This is a genomic window from Roseovarius sp. MBR-6 (assembly GCF_040547525.1).
Classification (GTDB): domain Bacteria; phylum Pseudomonadota; class Alphaproteobacteria; order Rhodobacterales; family Rhodobacteraceae; genus Roseovarius.
Genome location: NZ_JBEPPW010000014.1, coordinates 78,182 through 96,822 on the forward strand (window position 1 = coordinate 78,182; position 18,641 = coordinate 96,822).

The window sequence follows — 18,641 nt, forward strand, 5'->3', positions numbered from 1 at the left end:
CTTGCCGCTTCTGCCAATCGAGATAACAGATCGCCGCGCAAGGGAAAGCCGAATTGCCCGAAACCCGTTGTCACATCGCGACCGCTCCTCTAGATTTGGCGCGACCCGCCACAGGATCGGGCAGGCGAGGGGCACCGGGGCAGAGATGACACGTTTTCCGAGACAGATGATTTTCGCGGCGGCGCTGCTCGTGGGCGCGGGTGCGGGTGCCCAGGCGCAGGACAGTGACGTCCAGACCAAGCAATATGACGATGGCGGCATCTACGAGGGCACGTTCAAGGACGGGCTGCAACACGGCACCGGCACCTATACCCTGCCCAACGGCTATGAATATACCGGCGACTGGGTCGAGGGAGAGATCCGCGGGCGCGGTGTCGCGCGCTTTCCCAACGGCTCGGTCTACGAGGGCGAGTTCGAGCGCGGCAAGCCGCACGGGATCGGCAAGATCGTGTTCGCCGATGGCGGCACCTATGAGGGGGACTGGACCGAGGGCGAGATCACCGGCACGGGCATCGCGATCTATGCCAATGGCGTGCGCTACGAGGGCGGGTTTCTGAATGCCATGCACCACGGCAAGGGCCGGATGGAGAGTCCGGGCGGCTATCGCTACGAGGGCGACTGGGTCAATGGCGTCAAGGAAGGCAATGCCACGATCACCTATCCCGACGGCGCGATCTACGAGGGCGCGGTGCTGCGCGGCGCACGCGAGGGCGAAGGCAAGCTGACCATGCCCGACGGCCTTGTGTATGAAGGCACCTGGAAAGAGGGCCAGATCGACGGGCGCGGCACGCTGACCCAGCCCAATGGCGATGTCTACGAGGGCGATCTGGTGGCCGGGCAGCGGCAGGGCGCGGGGCGCGTCACCTATGCCAATGGCGATGTCTACGAGGGTCAATTCGCCGACGACCTGCGCCATGGGCAGGGGGTCTTTACCGGCACGGACGGCTATCGCTACGAAGGCGAATGGCAGAACGGCAAGATTTCCGGTCAGGGCCGCGTCAGCTATCCCGACGGCTCGGTCTACGAGGGGCAGTTTCGCGACGATCTGGCCAACGGTCAGGGCTCGATCACCTATCCCGACGGCGCCACCTACGAGGGCGATTGGGTCGGTGGCGTGATCGAGGGGACGGGCCGCGCAACCTATCCAAGTGGTCTGGTCTACGAGGGCGAATTCCGCGAGGCGCGCAACCACGGCCATGGCGTGATGACCTATCCGGACGGCTATCGCTACGAAGGCCAGTGGCAGAACGGGCAACGCCACGGGCAAGGCACCGTGACCTATCCCGACGGCTCGGTCTATGAAGGCGGCTTTGCCGATGGCCAACGCCACGGACAGGGCCGCATCACCATCCCCGACAATCCCGAGACGCCCGAGAACGAGAGTTTCGCCTATGAGGGCGAGTGGCGCGAGGGCGAGATTTCCGGTCGCGGCGTGGCCACCTATGCCAATGGCGATGTCTACGAGGGCATGTTCCTTGCGGGCAAGCGGCAGGGCGAAGGCACGATGCGCTATGCCGGGGGACAGGAAGAGAGCGGCACCTGGGAAGACGGCGTGCTGAGTGACAACATCACCCGCAGCGAGTGATCACACCACCCCGCCCGCCTCAAGCCGCGTCAGCAGGTGCGCGGCGTCACGCAGCACCGACTCCCGGTGGTCGGCGGCCATCCTGTCCCATGTGCGGTAAACCGGCCCCATGCGCGGATTTTGCCCGAACCGGTCGCGGTGGCGGATCAGGAAATCCCAGTAGAGCAGGTTGAACGGGCAGGCATCGGGGCCGGTCCTCGTCTTGACCGAATAGGCGCAGGTGCCGCAGTAATCCGACATCTTCGAGATGTAATTGCCCGACGACACATAGGGTTTCGAGGCGATGATCCCGCCATCGGCGAACTGGCTCATGCCGATCACATTGGGGGCCTCGACCCATTCAAAGGCATCGGCATAGACCGCCAGATACCATGCGTGCACCTCTGCCGGGTCCACCCCGGCGAGCAGGGCGAAATTGCCCGTCACCATCAACCGCTGGATATGATGGGCATACGCCTCTTCCTTGGTCTGATCGACGGCTTGGGCCACGCAGTTCATGCGCGTCTCGCCACCCCAGAAAAGCGCCGGAAGGGCACGGGTATGCCCCAGCACATTGCGGCGGGTATAGTCCGGTCCCTCTCTGAAATAGATGCCGCGCACGTATTCGCGCCAGCCGATCACCTGCCGGATATAGCCCTCTGCCGCGTTGATCGGCACGCGGCCCGCTTTCCACGCCGCTTCCACGCGGGCGCAGATGTCCAAAGGGTCGAGCAGGCCGAGATTGAGATACATCGAAATGACCGAGTGATGCACAAACCGGTCACCGCTCACCATCGCATCCTGATAATCGCCGAAGTCCGACAGAAGATGGGTGGCGAAGTGATCGAAGGCGCGCCGCGCCTCATCGGATGTCACGGCGAACCAGAACGGGCGCAGATCGCCGAAATGCCCGCCAAAGCGCGCCTCGACCAGATCGAGCACATCGCGGGTCATGGCGTCGGGCTCAAAGCGCATCGGCGTGGCACGCAACATGTCGGCCCGCGCCGGTTTGCGGTTGTCGTGGTCATAGTTCCACTTGCCGCCCGCGGGTTTGTCACCCTCCATCATCAGGCCGGTCTTGCGCCGCATCTCGCGATAGAAATACTCCATCCGCAATTCCTTGCGCCCCCCGGCCCAGCGGTCGAACTCATCGAGCGCGCAGATGAACCGGTCATCCGGCAGTTGTGTCACGGTCAGGGGGGCCTCATCGAGCGCCGCAATCAGCCGCCATTCGCCGGGCTGCGTGGCGATCACCTCGGAGGCCCCGAATTCCCCCGCGCGCCGCATCAACTCGCCGACAATCGACGGCGTGGCCTCCGGATCATCAAGCCGGGTATAAGCCACCTTCCAGCCGTTCGCGCGCAACTCTTGCGCAAAATGACGCATCGCCGACAGGATCAGCGCGATTTTCTTGGGATGGTGCGGCACATAGCTGCCCTCGTCCCTCACCTCGGCCATGACCACCACGTCAAACGCCTTGTCCGCCGCACGGAGCGCCGGGAGATCAAGGCTAAGCTGATCGCCAAGCACCAGCACAAGCCGCGTCACCATGGCACAGTTTTCCCCTGCCAATCAAAGAACCCGCCGCTGTCTTCGGGCCGCAACCCTTCGATGACGCGCAAAAGGTTTTCCGCCGCTTCCGACGCGGGCACCGCCGGGTGCCGCCCCAGATACTTGCGGGTGAATTCGGTCTCGACCGTGCCCGGATGCAGCGCCACGCAGATGGCCTCGCGATGGCTGCGCCCCAGTTCGATCGCGCCGGTGTGAGTCATCTGGTTGAGCGCCGCCTTGGCCGTCCGGTAACTATACCAGCCGCCAAATCGGTTATCCCCGATGGAGCCCACGCGCGCCGAGAGCGCGGCAAAAACTGCGCGGCGGTCACGCGGCAAGAGGCGCACGACGTGTTTGAGAACCAGCGACGGCCCCACACAATTGAGCGCGAATTGATCCAGCATCGCCTGCGCGCTCACGTGCCGCAGCGCCTTTTCCGGTGCGGCACCGCCGATTTCCAGCGCGCCGGTCGCCACGAGGACCAGATCGAATGGCCCCTCAAGTCGCCCCAAGGTGGCCGCGACCGAGACCTCATCCGTCACATCCAACCCGTCGCCGCTGCGCGACAGGCCCGTAACGGCGACGCCCCGCGCTCTGAGGGCCATACTGACCGCCTGCCCGATGCCGCCCGACGCGCCGATGATCAATGCCCTGTCCATGTGCGCAGAGCTAGCCGGAAGCGGCATCGCTTCAAGCCGCCAATTTCGGGGTTTTCAAGCCGCGCGCCCGTGCCTATAGTCTTGGACATGATCGTGACCGCACATACCGCTTGCCTTGCCCGCGCCCTCCGCGCGGCGCGCGCGCTGTGCCTAGGCCTTAGCCGCCTCTGAGCGTGCCGCCCGGCGCGAGCGCTCAGAGGATGTGCCGTTTCGCGCCAAGAGGCCCAAGGATCAACCGAAAGAGACCGACATGACCAACCCGACAAAGGATCGCGTTTCGCCAAAGGCGGAGAAGGACCGCGTGGTGATTTTCGACACCACGTTGCGCGATGGCGAACAAAGCCCCGGCGCGACCATGACCCATGACGAAAAGCTCGAGATCGCGCAACTTCTCGACGAAATGGGCGTCGATATCATCGAGGCGGGCTTTCCCATCGCCTCGGAGGGCGATTTCCGCGCCGTGAGCGAGATCGCGAAGAACGCGAAGGATGCCACGATCTGCGGCCTCGCGCGCGCGAACCTCAAGGATATCGACCGCTGCTGGGAGGCGGTGCGCCACGCAAGAAGCCCGCGCATCCATACCTTTATCGGCACCTCGCCGCTGCATCGCGCCATTCCCAATCTCGACATGGACCAGATGGCCGAGCGAATCCACGAGACGGTGACCCATGCGCGCAACCTCTGCGACAACGTGCAATGGTCGCCGATGGATGCCACCCGCACCGAATGGGATTACCTCTGTCGCGTGGTCGAAATCGCGATCAGGGCGGGGGCCAGCACGATCAACATCCCCGATACCGTAGGCTATACCGCGCCCGAGGAGTCCGCATCGCTCATCCGCCGCCTGATCGAGACCGTCCCGGGCGCGGGTGAGGTGGTCTTTGCCACCCATTGCCACAACGATCTGGGCATGGCCACGGCCAACGCGCTTGCCGCCGTCGCCGGTGGCGCACGCCAGATCGAATGTACGATCAACGGGCTTGGCGAACGCGCGGGCAACACTGCCCTCGAAGAGGTGGTGATGGCGCTCAGGGTGCGCGGCGACATCATGCCCTATGAGACCGGGATCGACAGCCGCAAGATCATGCACATCTCGCGCCGGGTGGCGGCCGTGTCGGGCTTTGCCGTGCAGTTCAACAAGGCGATCGTCGGCAAGAACGCCTTTGCGCATGAGAGCGGCATCCATCAGGACGGGATGCTCAAGAATGCCGAGACCTTCGAGATCATGCGCCCCGAGGATATCGGTCTCACCGAGACCAATATCGTCATGGGCAAGCATTCGGGCCGTGCCGCATTGCGCTCCAAGCTCAAGGATCTGGGCCATGAGCTGGCCGACAACCAGCTCAACGATGTCTTCGTCCGCTTCAAGGAGCTGGCCGACCGCAAGAAGGAAATCTACGACGACGATCTCGTGGCCCTTGTCACCGCCGGTGTGGACACCGGGAATGACCCCTTGCAGATCAAGCATCTGCGCGTGATCTGCGGCACCGAGGGGCCGCAACAGGCCAGCCTCACGATGGAGATCGACGGGCGCGAGGTCTCGACCGAGGCCACCGGCGACGGCCCGGTCGATGCCACGTTCAACGCGGTCAAGGCGCTGTTTCCGCATGAGGCGCGGTTGCAGCTTTATCAGGTCCATGCCGTGACCGAGGGCACCGATGCACAGGCGACCGTCTCGGTGCGGATGGAGGAGGCGGGCCGCATCGTCACCGGGCAATCGGCGGATACCGATACCGTGGTGGCCTCGGCCAAGGCCTATGTCCACGCGCTGAACCGGTTGCTTGTCCGGCGCGAGAAAACCGGCGGCGACGCGCGCGAGGTCAGCTACAAGGACGTGTCGTAACGCGGACCCGGCGAGGGATAACGCGCAAAACAAGTCGCAAATCCCCGTCATCCCCGCGAAGGCGGGGATCTCTTGGGGCCTGTCCTCGGAAGAGGCCGCCGCGCGGTCGACGGGCTGCGGTCTGGCGAGGCGACGGCGGTGGCTGCCACTTTATCCCTGCCAAGTCCGTGTGCCGCCAAGACGTAGCGCAACACCTCAAAATCGCCAGGCCGGGGGGCGGCCCGGCGATCCGCGCGGCACCTTCGGTGCTATTCGCGCGGGGCAAGGTCCAAACTGAGTCGCCAAGGCCCGTCATCCTCACGCGCCACGTCATCCCCGCGCACCGTCATCCCCGCGAAGGCGGGGATCTCTCGCAGCCTGTCACGCCCTGTCATCAGAGATCCCCGCCTTCGCGGGAATGACGACGGAGACAGAGCCGCGCAGTCTACGGGCCACGGTGCGGCGTAGGGTGGGAATCTTTGCCCACCATGGCGCGGGTGCCATTGGTGGGCAGTACTGCCCACACTGCGCTTGCGGTGAGTCAGCAGGCGGGCGTGTCAGTCGACGGTGGACCAGACCACGAAAACAACGGGCGCGGTAAATCCGCGCCCGTTGCGTGTTACTTCCCTCTGCCGCCGCCGGGAGGGTTATTCCCCCGTCCACCGCCGGACGGATTGCCCGTTTGTGAAGGGCCGTTTGCCGGTCCATTTCCCATGATGTTGTCTCCTTTATTACGCTTGCTTGAAACAGTGATCTGGAACTTGAATTACCCTGTTTCAATCCACGCTGGGAAGAGCCGGAGGAAACACTCTTTTTCCGGCATCCAAACTCGTTGATTCTGATGAACGACAAAATCCCTCAAACATCCAACTCCTCCACAAACCGCGCATTCTCCGAGATATACTGAAACCGCAATTCCGGTTTCTTCCCCATTAACCGTTCCACCAGGTCGCCGGTCTCTCCCGGCTCATCCTCGTCTATCGTCACGCGGATGAGTTTGCGCGAGGCGGGGTCCATGGTCGTCTCTTTCAGATCCTTGGCGTCCATCTCGCCCAGACCCTTGAAGCGGCTGACGTCGATCTTGCCCTTTCCCCCCAGCCCTTTTGCCAGCCAGAGATCGCGCTCGGCCTCATCCAGACAATAGACCCGTTTCGCGCCCTGCGTCAGCCGATAGAGCGGCGGGCAGGCCAGATACAAATGACCCGCGTCGATCATCGGGCGCATTTGCGTGAAGAAGAAGGTCATCAGCAACGCCGCGATATGCGCGCCATCCACGTCCGCGTCGGTCATGATGATGATCTTGTCATAGCGCAGATCATCAAGGTTGAATTTCGTCCCCAGCCCGACGCCCAGCGCCTGCGTGAGATCGCTGATTTCCTGATTGCTGCCCAGTTTTGACGACGCCGCCCCCAGCACGTTCAGGATCTTGCCCCGCAGCGGCAAGAGCGCCTGCGTCTTGCGGTCCCGCCCCATCTTCGCCGAACCGCCCGCGCTATCCCCCTCGACGATGAACAACTCCGTGCCCTCGCGCGTGGCCGAGGTGCAATCGACCAGCTTGCCGGGCAGGCGCAGTTTCTTGGTGGCGGTCTTGCGCGCGGTCTCCTTCTCCTGCCGCCGGCGCAGCCGCTCCTCGGCGCGCAGCACCAGGAAATCGAGGATCGCGCCTGCAGATTTGGTATCCGCCGCCAGCCAGTTGTCGAAATGGTCGCGCACCGCGCCTTCGACCATGCGCGCGGCCTCGGTCGTGGCCAGCCGGTCCTTGGTCTGGCCGACGAATTCCGGCTCGCGGATGAAGCACGAGACCAGCGCGCAGCCCCCCGAAATCAGGTCCTCGCGGGTGATCTGCGCGGCCTTGCGGTTGCTGGCCAACTCGCCATAGGCCTTGATCCCCTTGAGGATCGCGGCCCAGAACCCGGCCTCATGGGTGCCGCCCTCGGGGGTGGGCACGGTGTTGCAATAGGACTGGAGAAAGCCGTCGCGCGCGGGCGTCCAGTTGATCGCCCATTCCACCTTGCCCGGCACGCCGAATTTCTCGCGGAACTCGACCGCGCCGGCAAAGGGACGCTCGGCATAGGTGGTGGCCCCGCCCAGCGTCTCGGCCAGGTAATCGGCCAGACCGCCGGGAAACTTGAACGTGGCCTCGGCGGGCGTCTCGCCGTCGCTGATCTCGCTCTTCCAGCGGATTTCAACGCCCGAGAAAAGATAGGCCTTGGAGCGCGCCATCTTGAAGAGCCGCGCGGGCTTGAGGCTGAGAGACCCAAAAATCTCGGGGTCGGGGTGGAACGTCACAGAGGTACCGCGCCGGTTGGGGGCGGCCCCGATCCGCGCCAGCGGGGCCTGTGGCATGCCGCGCGAAAACTCCATCATGTAAAGCTCGCGGCCCCGCGCCACCTCGACCCGCAGGTGATCCGAGAGCGCATTGACGACCGAGGAGCCAACGCCGTGCAACCCCCCCGAGGTCTGATAGCTGTCGCCCGAGAACTTGCCGCCCGCGTTCAGCGTGCAGAAGATGATCTCGAGCGCGGATTTCGACGGGTCCTTGGGGTGTGGGTCAACCGGGATGCCGCGCCCGTTGTCGCGCACGCTGACATGGCCGTTGGCGTGGAGTTCCACCTCGATCCAGGTGGCATGCCCCGCCACCGCCTCGTCCATCGAGTTGTCGATGATCTCGGCCACCATGTGATGCAGCGCGCGGTCATCCTTGCCGCCGATATACATGCCGGGGCGCAGGCGGACATGCTCCATGTCCTCGAGCACCTGAATGGAAGAGGCGTCATAGGTGGAGGCGGGGGAAGGGCTCAGGAGATCGTTCATGCCGCTGCTCTTTTGCTTTTATGGGTTGGGCGGCAATATGGCAGACCGGGCGGGTCGGGGGAAGTGGGCGCGGCCAAACCCGCGCTTTCCCTTGTCACCGGGTCAGGCTAGAAACGGGTCATGAAGTGGACCGTGCCCAATATCCTGACCATGATCCGGCTGCTCGCGGCCCCCGGAGTCGCGGTGATGTTTCTCTATTTCACCCGGCCCTATGCCGACTGGTTCGCGCTCATCCTCTTTGTCGGCGCGGCCATCACCGACTGGTTCGACGGCTATCTTGCCCGCAACTGGAAACAGGTCACGAAAATCGGCACCATGCTCGACCCCATCGCCGACAAGGCGATGGTGGTGATCGCACTCATGGTGATCGTGGGCTATTCGTCGATGTCGCCCTGGCTGGTGCTGCCTGCCACGGTGATCCTGTTCCGGGAGGTGTTCGTTTCGGGCCTGCGCGAGTTTCTCGGCGATACGGCGGGCACGCTCCGGGTCACGCAACTGGCCAAGTGGAAGACCACGGCGCAGATGATCGCCATTGCCGTGCTCTTTGCCCAAGGGGTGTTCGAACATTATTTCGGCATGTCGATTTTCGGCATGGACGAGGCTCTGGTGATGGGCATTCTCGACGGGCAGGTTGAGGATGTTCTGGGGCTTTGGTGGAAATACGAGGGCATGATCTGGTCGGGCAATATCGGCGTGGTGCTGCTCTGGATCGCCGCTGCGCTGACCCTGATCACCGGGGCGGATTACCTCATGAAGGCCCTGCCCTATCTCAAGGATGACCGCTGATGGATGTGCTCTATTTCGCCTGGGTGCGCGAACGCATCGGTACCCCCAAGGACCGGATCGAGACCGAGGCCGCCACCGTGCGCGACCTGGTCGAGGAGTTGCGCGCGCGCGAAGAGCGGTATCAGGCGGCCTTCGCCGATCTCTCGGCGCTGCGGGTGGCGGTGGATCAGGAGCTTGCCGATTTCGACGCCCCGCTTGCGGGTGTGCGCGAGGTGGCCTTCTTTCCGCCCATGACCGGGGGCTGAGCGGTGGATATCCGCGTTCAGGAGACCCCCTTTGATCTGGGCGAGGAGGCCCGCGCCTTTGCCGCGCGGCAAAGCGGCATGGGCGCGGTCGTGACCTTTACCGGCATCGTGCGCGATGTCACGGAGGGGCTCGATGTCATGGAGATCGAGCATTACCCCGGCATGACCGAACGCGCGCTGACAAAGATCGCCGAAGAGGCCCATGCGCGCTGGTCGCTGGGCGATGTGCTGATCCTGCACCGGTTCGGACGGCTGCGCGCCGACGATCTGATCATGATGGTGGCCACCGCATCGCGCCACCGCGCGGATGCGTTTCAGGCCGCCGACTTCCTGATGGATTACCTCAAGTCCCGCGCGCCCTTCTGGAAGAAAGAGCATGTCGGCGGCGGTGCCAACTGGGTCGCCGCCCGCGACGAGGATGAGGACGCGCTCTCGCGCTGGTAGGGCTTGTCATTGGCGTGACCCGAGGGCAGGCTCGCCGCGATCTGGACAAGGGAGACCATGATGCAGGGCAACAGGCGCAATGGCGGGCAATTGCTGGTGGAGTGTCTGCTGGCGCTCGGGGCGCGGCACGGGTTCGGCGTGCCGGGAGAGAGCTATCTTGCCGTGCTCGACGCGCTCCATGACACGCGCGGGCGGCTCGATTACATCCTGTGCCGTCAGGAGGGAGGCGCGGCCTTCATGGCCGCCGCCTATGGCAAGCTGACGGGCAGCCCCGGCATTGCCTGGGTCACGCGCGGCCCCGGGGCCACCAATGCCGCCATCGGTGTGCATACCGCGATGCAGGACAGCGCGCCGATGATCCTATTCGTCGGGCAGGTCGGCACCGACATGAAGGGCCGCGAGGCGTTTCAGGAGGTGGATTACCGCGCCGCCTTCGGCCCGCTTGCCAAATGGGCGGCGGAAATCGACGATGTGGACCGCATCCCCGAGATCGTTGCGCGGGCATGGAAAACGGCCCTTGTCGGGCGTCCCGGCCCGGTGGTGGTGGCCCTGCCCGAGAACATGCTGACAAGCCTCACCGAGGTGCCCGCCCTCACCGGCCCTGCCCGCTATGCCGAGGCCGCGCCCGAGCCTGCGGCGCTGGATGAAGCGCGCGCGATGCTCGCGGGCGCGCGCCGCCCGCTCATCCTTTACGGCGGTGGCAACTGGTCGCAGGCAGGGCGCGCGGCGCTGCGCGGCTTTGCCGAAGGCTCGGACATGCCTGTGCTCTCGGTCTTTCGCTATCAGGACCGGTTCGACAACCACTCGCCCGTCTATTGCGGCGAGGCCGGGGTGGGCATGGTGCCCCATGTGCGCGACCTCATCACCCGCGCCGACGTGATCCTCGCGCTCAACGCGCGCTTCGGCGAGACCTCGACCGATGGCTATACCGCGCTTTCGGTCCCCGAACCGGCGCAGCGGGTGATCCATGTTCACGGCTCTGATCTGGAGCTTGGCAAGGTCTACCAGCCCGCGCTGGGGCTTCATGCCGGACCGAACGCCTTTGCCTCGGCGCTGGCGGCCGGCGGGCCTGTCACGGGCGATTGGGCCGCGTGGCGCGCGGAGGGGCGCACGGCGTGGGAAGCGACGTTCGATTTGCCCGATCAACCCTCGCCCGTCGATATGGGCCGCATCTGCGCGCATCTGCGCGAGGTGCTGCCCGAGGATGCGATCATCACCAATGGCGCGGGCAATTTCGCCATCTGGTCGGGGCGCTTCCTGAAATACGGGCAGGACATGCGCTATCTCGCGCCACAATCGGGGGCGATGGGATATGGCCTGCCCGCCGCCGTCGCCGCCTCGGTGGTGCATCCCGAGCGGCTGGTTGTCTGTTTCGCGGGCGACGGCGATTTCCAGATGACCTGTCAGGAACTGGCCACCGCTGCACAGGTCGGCGCGCGGCCCGTGGTGCTGATCCTCAACAACGGCATCTACGGCACGATCCGCGCCCATCAGGAGCGCGAATATCCCGGCCGCATCTCGGGCACCGAGATGGTCAGCCCCGATTTCGCGGCATTGGCGCGCGCCTATGGCTTTCACGGCGAGCGGGTGGAACGGACCGAGGATTTCGCGGCGGCTTTCGCGCGCGCCCGCGCCTGCGGCACCGCCGCCGTGCTTGACCTCGCCATCGCCCCCGAAGCGATCAGCCCGCGCACCACGCTGAGCGCGATCCGCGCCGCGGCAGAGGCGCGCGCAAGGGGCTGAGTGTCGGCCCCGTCCTCCGCGTGAAAGCGGGGGATCTTTGGCGACAAGAGATCCTCCGGTCAAGCCGGAGGATGACGGAACGCAGGGCGGGGCGTGACGGGACAAAGGATGACACATCTCCCCTGTTCACAGCGTGGCTTTCCGCCTATTTCGTTGCCATGATCCGCGTGACCCTGCTTGCCCTGCTCCTCTGGAGCCATCCCGCCCGCGCCGATTGCGTGGTGCTGCTGCATGGGCTGGCGCGCTCCGAGACCTCGTTTCTGGTGATGGAAGAGGTTCTGGAGGCGCAAGGTTATGACGTGTTCAGCCCCGGATACCGCTCCACCGAGACCGAGATCGACCGGCTGGCGCGCGAGACGCTGCCCTTTGCCCTGCGGGTCTGCGGTGAGACGACAGTGCATTTCGTCACCCATTCGATGGGCGGCATCCTGTTGCGCCACTGGCTGCGCGACAACCGGCCCGACAATCTCGGTCGCGTGGTCATGCTGGCGCCTCCCAATCACGGCAGTCAACTGGTGGACGAACTGGGCGGGCTGGAGCTGTTTGCCTGGATCAACGGGCCTGCCGGGCAGCAGCTTCATACCGGGCCCCAAAGCTTTGCCGAGAACCTGCCGCCGGTGGATTTCGAGCTGGGTGTGATCGCAGGCAACCGCTCGCTCAACCCGATCTATTCGAACCTGATCGAGGGGCCGGACGATGGCAAGGTTTCGGTCGCCTCCACCAGGATCGACGGCATGGCCGATCACCTGACCCTGCCGGTGACGCATACCTTTTTGATGAACAACCCGCTGGTGATCGCACAGGTGCTGGAATTTCTGGCCCATGGCCGGTTCGACCATGACCTGACGCTTGGCGACGTGCTGACCGACCGGCTCTTTGAATGACGGCGCTGACCCTCAGCGGAGCCGAGGTGCTCTGGCCGGGCGGCCCCGGCCCCGGCGATCTGGCGGTCGAGGGTGGCCGCATCGGGACGGGGTGCGCGGGCCGGGTGGTGGACCTCTCGGGGTTCCTCATCCTGCCCGGTCTGATTGACCTGCATGGCGATGGGTTCGAGCACCACCTGGCACCCCGGCGCGGCGCTCTGAGCGATCTTGGTGCGGGGCTTCTGAGCGCCGAGGCAGAGCTTGCCGCGCATGGCATCACCACGGCGTATCTCGCGCAGTTCCTGAGTTGGGAGGGAGGGATGCGCGGCGTGGGCTTTGCCGCGCGGATGCTGGCGGCGCTTGAGGATGTGCGGGACACGGTGGCCACCGATCTGCGGGCGCAACTGCGGCTCGAGGTGACGGGTTTCGAAGACTATCCGGCGCTGGAGGACATGGTCGCACGGCACGGCGTGGGCTATGTCGTGTTCAACGACCACCTGCCGCATGACGCCCTGGCGCGGGACAAGCGCCCGCCACGCCTGACCGGGCAGGCGCTCAAGGCCGGACGCAGCCCCGAGGCGCATCTGGCCCTCTTGCAGGCGTTGCACGGGCGAATGCCCGAGGTGCCGGACCGGCTCGCCGCGCTTGGCCAGCGGCTGCGCGCGCAGGGCGCGCGCCTTGGCAGCCATGACGACAGCACGGCACAGGACCGCCGCGCCGCCCACGCCCTAGGCGCACGTATCGCGGAATTCCCCGAGACCGTCGAGGCCGCCGAGACCGCCCGCGCGCAGGGCGATGCGGTGATCATGGGCGCGCCCAATCTGGTGCGCGGCGGCTCGCACAAGGGCAATGCGGGCGCGCGCGAGATGGTGGCCATGGGCCTCGTCGATGCGCTCGCCTCGGACTATCACGCGCCCTCGCTGGCGCGGGCGGCGTTTTGCCTTGTCGATGAGGGTATCTGCGATCTGGCTGCGGCCTGGGCGCTTGTGTCCTCGGGGCCTGCCCGGATCATGGGCCTGACCGATCGCGGCACGCTGGCCGAGGGCACCCGCGCCGATCTGGTGGTGATCGAGCGCGCCACGCGCCGGATAGGGGCGACCGTCGCGGGCGGGCGCATCAGCTACATGGCGGGTGCGGCGGCGGCGCGATTCCTGGCCTGACGCTCTGGACAATCGCCGCGCGCTCTGGCCTTTCTGGGCGCATGACAGATCCCATCTATGCCATTCCCGACATTCACGGGCAGGACGCCCTGCTGGCCGAGGCGCTTGAGCGGATCGAGGCCGATGGCGGGCCGGGCGCGCGCGTGATCTTCCTCGGCGACCTTGTGGATCGCGGCCCGGGCAGCCGCGCGGTGATCGCGCAGCTGATGGCCGGACAGGCCGACGGGCGCGACTGGATCGTGCTGCGTGGCAATCACGATCAGCTTTTCCTCGACTTTCTCGACCACGGCACGATCCATTCGCCACAGATATTGTCTGGCAAGTCATGGCTCCATCCCCGGCTTGGCGGGATCGAGACGCTGGCCGCCTACGGGGTTACGGCGCGCGAGGTCGCGCCGCCATGGACCGAGGCCCGCACGGCCGTGCCGCAGGCGCACCGGAACTGGCTGGCGCGCCTGCCCTTCTGGCACGAGGCGGACGAATTGCTCTTCGTCCATGCCGGTCTCCGGCCCGGATTGCCTCCCGAGCGTCAGGACCCTGCCGATCTGATGTGGATCCGCGACGGTTTTCTTGACCATGCCGCACCGCATCCCTGGCTTGTGGTGCATGGTCACACCGCGCTCGACCATCCCGCGCATTTCGGCAACCGGATCGACCTTGACGGCGGCGCAGGCTTTGGCCGCCCGCTCTGGCCTGCCGTGTTCGAGGGGAGGGATTGCTGGCTGCTGACCGAGACCGGGCGGGAACGGCTTGAGCCGACAGGGTAACGGCCCCCTCCCCGTCATCCCCGCGAAGGCCGCCCTGTCATCCCCGCGAAAGCCACCCCGTCATCCCCGCGAAAGCGGGGATCTCTCACCAGTGCCGGAGATCCTCGGATCAAGTCCGAGGATGACGGCCCCCCCAACGCTCACTCCCGCCGGATGATCCCGGTGATCGCCGCCGCCCCCACGGCGGTGACGATCCAGCCCAGCACCGTCAGCACCCAGCGCACCCACCACAGGTGCCAGCCCCACGACCCGCGATTGGTCGAGGGTGCCCATGCCCCGGTCTGCCCGATCACCACGATCGGCACCACCACGTCGAACGCATAGGCCCCGGCGTGAAACGTCTCCCAATCGCGCCCCTTACCATGCCGCGCCGACCACTCTGCCGCCGGGTTCGCCACCGCCCCATCCTCGGCCAGCGCCCACCATTCGGGGGTGGACAGGATCACATCCGAGTTCGGCGCAAAATCGCCCGCCTGCCACGCCTGATGCGCCAGACCCGCGCCGATGGCCCAGAGAAGCAACAAAGCCCAGATGAAATTGAACGGCTGATAGCCATAGCCCGCCAGCCAGCGCGACATGCGATCCTTGAAATGGTTCCACGCGATCCGCGCCCGCAACCCGGCATTTTGCCAATAAATCTGCTCGCGAAACCCGGCCTGCGCCATCGCCACGGCATGGCGGTCGGGCGGCGTGGTGCCATCGCCTGTCTGGGGCCATTGCAGATGGAAAAGCTCGAAGCGCTCTAACAGGGGCATGGTAAACCCGTGATCCAGCGCTTGCGCCGATTTGGTGAACTCGCTCAACACAGCAAAAGATTCGTTTGACGGCGTTCGAGACGCCCTCGCCACCAGCCGCGCAAACCGCCTCTGGTCGCGCATCCGCGCCCGCGCGTGCTTGCGCTCGACGTTTTCCTTCTCGATCAGCACCGCGCGCCGGTCCGCGTCATGCCCCATCGCCCGGAAGACGCTGGCCAGTTGCTCATAGGGCTGCGGGCGGAACTCGTTAGCCGCCTCGGCATCCTTGGCCACCCAGCCCAGCCGCATCTGCGCGGTCATCGGGCCGTGGATACTTTCATAGCGAAATCCGTTGAGATAGAGGCACCCGACCAAATCCCAACTCGCCGCATCATCCACAAGGTTCGCGACTTTTGCGCCATTCAGGTCCACCGCTCCGCTGACCGCCGCAACCCCGCGCCAGTAAAAATCCTCCGCCGCCATATTCTGCGCGATGAGCGCCTTGCCCTCCGCATTCCCGAACCGCGCGTCCTCGCAATCCAACTGCCCGCCGATCCCGGCCCCGGCCAGGCTCACCTCCCCCTTTGCCGTAACCCCGCGCAGAAACACATCGCCCGTCACCCGCGCGCCCTGCGCGTTCAGCGCCCTGCCTCCTGCGTTCTCGAACCGCGCGCCCACGCAGGCCAACTGCCCGCCGATCATGGCCTCGGAGAGGCGCACCTCACCCTCTGCCGTGACCCCGCGCAGAAACACGTTGCCCGTCACCCGCGCGCCCTGCGCCATCAGCCCCGGCATGTTGCTGCGACTTAGGTTTAGGAACTCGAACCGCGCTTGCAGCGCCTCGATTGGGTTCTCGAACCGGCAGGCGAATAGCCCGGTCGCCCCTTTCGCCGTGGCGAAATCCAGGTCGAGCGTGCCGGTCACATAGGCCCCCGTCAGGTCCACCCCGCTATCAGCGACCGGCCACCTCCTGCACCCGCCGCAGATCAGATAGCGCAGCAGGTCCGCCCGAACGCGGCGCGCATCGCTCGGGCCGTCGGGCAGCGTCCCATCGCCCAGAACCGTCGGCACCCCCGCCTTGCAATTCTCCAGCAGGGTTTTCTCGGCACTACTCAGCGCCGCCTCGTCGATATCGGCATGTCGTCGGATCGTCATCGCGGGGCACTCTCGGGCAAGCCTTGGGGTCGGGTCCTACACAAGCACCTTGCCCCTGTCCTGACAAGCCGCGCGCCACCGGCGAGATCCTAGGGTCAGGCCCGAGGAGGGCGGGGGCGGGGTGTCCCGCGCGTTACGCCCGAGGATGACAGCGGCGCGCATGTATATCAGGCTTGCAATGCCGCAGATGCAAAGCCAAGGTCCGGGGCAGGCTTGAAGAGCGGAGGACAGCCATGAACGATATCGTGATTCTCGACGGGTGCCGGACGGCAATCGGAACCTTTGGCGGGGCGCTGGCAGGCACGCCGCCCACAAAACTGGGGGGCATCGTCGCGCGCGAAGCGCTGGCGCGCGCCGGGGTCGAGGGCGGGCAGATCGGCCATGTCGTCTATGGCCATGTCATCAACACAGAGCCGCGCGACATGTATGTCAGCCGCGTGAGCGCGATGGAGGCCGGCATTCCCGACACCGCGCCCGCGATGAACGTCAACCGGCTTTGCGGGTCGGGCGCGCAGGCCATCGTTTCGGTGATCCAGTCGCTGGCGCTTGGCGATGCCGAGTTCGGCCTTGCCGGCGGTGTCGAGAACATGAGCCGCTCGCCCTTCATCATCCCCGATCAGCGGTGGGGCGCCAAGATGGGCGACGTCACGACGCGTGACATGATGCTGGGCGCGCTCAACTGCCCGTTCGGCACCGGCCATATGGGCGTCACCGCCGAGAACGTGGCCGCCGAACACGGGATCAGCCGCACCGATCAGGACGCCTTTGCGCTGGAAAGCCAGCGCCGCGCGGCAGAGGCCATTTCCGAGGGGCGGTTCAAATCGCAGATCGTGCCGGTCGAGGTGCGCGTCAAACGTGACATGGTTGCCTTTGACACCGATGAACACCCCAAGGCCACCACCGCAGAGGCACTGGCCGGGTTGAAAACCGTGTTCCAGAAGGACGGCACCGTGACCGCAGGCAATGCCAGCGGTATCAACGACGGGGCCGCGGCTCTGGTGCTTGCACGGGCCGAGGCGGCGGAGAAGGCAGGGCTGAAGCCGCGCGCGCGCGTGCTCGGCTATGCCCATGCCGGGGTGCGCCCCGAGGTGATGGGGATCGGGCCTGTTCCGGCGGTGGAAAAGCTGCTCGCGCGGATCGGCCTCACGGCGGATGATTTCGACGTGATCGAATCGAACGAGGCCTTCGCCGCGCAGGCGCTGGCGGTCAACAAGGGGCTTGGCCTCGACGCCGCGCGCGTCAACCCCAATGGCGGGGCCATCGCCCTTGGCCATCCGGTGGGGGCCACGGGCGCGATCCTGACGGTCAAGGCGCTTTATGAACTGGAGCGCACGGGCGGCAAGCGCGCGATCATCACCATGTGCATCGGCGGTGGTCAGGGTATCGCGCTCGCCATCGAAGCCCTCTGACGCCCGAACGGCGTTAAGCCAATCTTCACCGCGATGCCGGATGGTGGCCCGAACACCATCCGGCACGGCGGAGGAGGGGCATGAGCCTGGCGAACAAGCTGGCGGAGGAACGGCGCGCACGACTGGCCGCCGAACGTCTGCTGGAACAGAAACAGGCCGAATTGCAGGACGCCAATCGCAAGCTTGGCCTGCACGCGCGCGCCCTCAGCCATGAGATCCACGAGACCCGCGCCAAGGTGGCCGAGGTGCGCGACGAGAATAAGCGCGTCAAATCCGATCTCACCGTGGCCCATCAGAAGGTCGAGATCGCCGAGCGCAGGCTCTGGCATTCGATCCAGACCATAGAGGACGGGTTTGCCTTTTTCGACGCCGACAGCCGGATGATCGCGGCCAATCGCGCCTGGCTTGCGGTTTTCGACGGTCTTGAGGCGGTGAAGCCGGGGATCAGCTATATCGAGATCCTTCAGATCCTCACCGACGAGGGGATCGTCAATACCCAAGGTCGCAGCCCGCAGGAGTGGCGCGAATTCATGCTCGACCGCTGGCAGAGCGCGGCACCCGAACCGGAGGTGCTGCGCCTCTGGAACGGGCATTACATCCGCATCATCGACCAGCGCGGCTCCGGCGGTGACGTGGTCAGCCTCGTGCACAACATCACCGAAACGATCCGCCACGAGAAGGAGCTGAAGGAGGCGCGCCGCCGCGCCGAGGCAGCCAACCGCGCCAAATCCGCCTTTCTCGCCAATATGAGCCACGAGATCCGCACGCCGATGAACGGCGTGGTGGGGATGGCCGATCTCTTGATGGAAAGCGCGCTGGACGAGGAACAGTGTTGTGTGACACTCTATTCCGAAGTGTTTCCGGATAAGCCCCGAAGAGGTCGGCCTTTGCCGGATGGGGCAGTAAAATAAGGGGAGTATGGACG

14 protein-coding genes and 1 pseudogene are annotated in these 18,641 nt (G+C 65.7%); 11 read left to right on the forward strand and 4 right to left on the reverse strand.

Annotation, left to right across the window (positions count from 1 at the left end):
* Positions 1-145: 145 nt before the first annotated feature.
* Positions 146-1,585, forward strand: a complete 1,440-nt coding sequence (locus ABIE57_RS15645; protein ID WP_354539962.1) for a 2-isopropylmalate synthase — start codon at positions 146-148, stop codon at positions 1,583-1,585.
* Here the strand turns inward: ABIE57_RS15645 and ABIE57_RS15650 are convergent, their stop codons facing one another.
* The gene (locus tag ABIE57_RS15650) at positions 1,586-3,115 is read right to left on the reverse strand and encodes a cryptochrome/photolyase family protein (RefSeq protein ID WP_354539963.1); all 1,530 of its coding nucleotides are present in this window, start codon (positions 3,113-3,115) and stop codon (positions 1,586-1,588) included.
* A complete protein-coding gene (locus ABIE57_RS15655; protein WP_354539964.1) occupies positions 3,109-3,774 on the reverse strand; it encodes an SDR family NAD(P)-dependent oxidoreductase in 666 nt (221 codons plus the stop codon). The genes ABIE57_RS15650 and ABIE57_RS15655 overlap by 7 nt, the downstream gene beginning before the upstream one ends.
* Positions 3,775-4,024: 250 nt before the next feature.
* Between ABIE57_RS15655 and ABIE57_RS15660 the strand changes: the two genes are divergently transcribed.
* Positions 4,025-5,617 carry a 2-isopropylmalate synthase gene (locus ABIE57_RS15660; RefSeq protein ID WP_354539965.1) on the forward strand — a complete coding sequence of 531 codons (1,593 nt, stop codon included), beginning with the start codon at positions 4,025-4,027 and terminating at the stop codon, positions 5,615-5,617.
* Positions 5,618-6,454: 837 nt separating this feature from the next.
* Here ABIE57_RS15660 and parE read toward each other — a convergent pair.
* Positions 6,455-8,410: a DNA topoisomerase IV subunit B gene (gene parE, locus ABIE57_RS15665; RefSeq protein WP_354539966.1), complete on the reverse strand. Its 1,956-nt coding sequence runs from the start codon at positions 8,408-8,410 to the stop codon at positions 6,455-6,457.
* Between the two features lie 120 nt (positions 8,411-8,530).
* On the opposite strand from parE, the gene pgsA reads away from it, so the two are divergent.
* The 7 genes from pgsA (at position 8,531) to ABIE57_RS15700 (ending at position 14,418) form a co-directional block, all read left to right on the forward strand.
* Complete coding sequence (gene pgsA / locus ABIE57_RS15670) at positions 8,531-9,196, forward strand: CDP-diacylglycerol--glycerol-3-phosphate 3-phosphatidyltransferase (protein ID WP_354539967.1); 666 nt, start codon at positions 8,531-8,533, stop codon at positions 9,194-9,196.
* The gene (moaD, locus tag ABIE57_RS15675) at positions 9,196-9,441 is read left to right on the forward strand and encodes a molybdopterin converting factor subunit 1 (protein WP_354539968.1); all 246 of its coding nucleotides are present in this window, start codon (positions 9,196-9,198) and stop codon (positions 9,439-9,441) included. Before pgsA ends, moaD begins: the two co-directional genes overlap by 1 nt.
* Positions 9,442-9,444: 3 nt before the next feature.
* Entirely contained in the window at positions 9,445-9,885 is a 441-nt protein-coding gene (locus ABIE57_RS15680; protein ID WP_354539969.1) for a molybdenum cofactor biosynthesis protein MoaE, read from the forward strand.
* 60 nt (positions 9,886-9,945) lie between these two features.
* Complete coding sequence (locus ABIE57_RS15685; protein WP_354539970.1) at positions 9,946-11,628, forward strand: thiamine pyrophosphate-dependent enzyme; 1,683 nt, start codon at positions 9,946-9,948, stop codon at positions 11,626-11,628.
* Positions 11,629-11,786: 158 nt separating this feature from the next.
* Complete coding sequence (locus ABIE57_RS15690; RefSeq protein ID WP_354539971.1) at positions 11,787-12,512, forward strand: esterase/lipase family protein; 726 nt, start codon at positions 11,787-11,789, stop codon at positions 12,510-12,512.
* Positions 12,509-13,651: an alpha-D-ribose 1-methylphosphonate 5-triphosphate diphosphatase gene (locus ABIE57_RS15695; RefSeq protein ID WP_354539972.1), complete on the forward strand. Its 1,143-nt coding sequence runs from the start codon at positions 12,509-12,511 to the stop codon at positions 13,649-13,651. The genes ABIE57_RS15690 and ABIE57_RS15695 overlap by 4 nt, the downstream gene beginning before the upstream one ends.
* A 41-nt stretch (positions 13,652-13,692) precedes the next feature.
* The gene (locus ABIE57_RS15700; protein WP_354539973.1) at positions 13,693-14,418 is read left to right on the forward strand and encodes a metallophosphoesterase; all 726 of its coding nucleotides are present in this window, start codon (positions 13,693-13,695) and stop codon (positions 14,416-14,418) included.
* A 140-nt stretch (positions 14,419-14,558) separates the two neighbouring features.
* Here the strand turns inward: ABIE57_RS15700 and ABIE57_RS15705 are convergent, their stop codons facing one another.
* Positions 14,559-16,307, reverse strand: coding sequence for a hypothetical protein (locus ABIE57_RS15705; RefSeq protein WP_354539974.1), 1,749 nt, complete (start codon positions 16,305-16,307; stop codon positions 14,559-14,561).
* Positions 16,308-16,540: 233 nt separating this feature from the next.
* Between ABIE57_RS15705 and ABIE57_RS15710 the strand changes: the two genes are divergently transcribed.
* Both ABIE57_RS15710 and ABIE57_RS15715 read left to right on the forward strand, forming a co-directional pair.
* Positions 16,541-17,716, forward strand: coding sequence for an acetyl-CoA C-acyltransferase family protein (locus tag ABIE57_RS15710; protein ID WP_354539975.1), 1,176 nt, complete (start codon positions 16,541-16,543; stop codon positions 17,714-17,716).
* A gap of 80 nt (positions 17,717-17,796) precedes the next feature.
* Positions 17,797-18,546: pseudogene (locus ABIE57_RS15715) on the forward strand (histidine kinase dimerization/phospho-acceptor domain-containing protein); the annotation flags it as partial.
* Positions 18,547-18,641: the final 95 nt, after the last annotated feature.

Excerpts from the sequence above, each read along its gene's own strand:
- ABIE57_RS15645 (WP_354539962.1), top strand. The coding sequence starts at position 146 with ATGACACGTTTTCCGAGACAGATGATTTTCGCGGCGGCGCTGCTCGTG.
- ABIE57_RS15650 (WP_354539963.1), bottom strand. The coding sequence starts at position 3,115 with ATGGTGACGCGGCTTGTGCTGGTGCTTGGCGATCAGCTTAGCCTTGAT.
- ABIE57_RS15655 (WP_354539964.1), bottom strand. The coding sequence starts at position 3,774 with ATGGACAGGGCATTGATCATCGGCGCGTCGGGCGGCATCGGGCAGGCG.
- ABIE57_RS15660 (WP_354539965.1), top strand. The coding sequence starts at position 4,025 with ATGACCAACCCGACAAAGGATCGCGTTTCGCCAAAGGCGGAGAAGGAC.
- parE (WP_354539966.1), bottom strand. The coding sequence starts at position 8,410 with ATGAACGATCTCCTGAGCCCTTCCCCCGCCTCCACCTATGACGCCTCT.
- pgsA (WP_354539967.1), top strand. The coding sequence starts at position 8,531 with ATGAAGTGGACCGTGCCCAATATCCTGACCATGATCCGGCTGCTCGCG.
- moaD (WP_354539968.1), top strand. The coding sequence starts at position 9,196 with ATGGATGTGCTCTATTTCGCCTGGGTGCGCGAACGCATCGGTACCCCC.
- ABIE57_RS15685 (WP_354539970.1), top strand. The coding sequence starts at position 9,946 with ATGCAGGGCAACAGGCGCAATGGCGGGCAATTGCTGGTGGAGTGTCTG.
- ABIE57_RS15690 (WP_354539971.1), top strand. The coding sequence starts at position 11,787 with ATGATCCGCGTGACCCTGCTTGCCCTGCTCCTCTGGAGCCATCCCGCC.
- ABIE57_RS15695 (WP_354539972.1), top strand. The coding sequence starts at position 12,509 with ATGACGGCGCTGACCCTCAGCGGAGCCGAGGTGCTCTGGCCGGGCGGC.
- ABIE57_RS15700 (WP_354539973.1), top strand. The coding sequence starts at position 13,693 with ATGACAGATCCCATCTATGCCATTCCCGACATTCACGGGCAGGACGCC.
- ABIE57_RS15705 (WP_354539974.1), bottom strand. The coding sequence starts at position 16,307 with ATGACGATCCGACGACATGCCGATATCGACGAGGCGGCGCTGAGTAGT.
- ABIE57_RS15710 (WP_354539975.1), top strand. The coding sequence starts at position 16,541 with ATGAACGATATCGTGATTCTCGACGGGTGCCGGACGGCAATCGGAACC.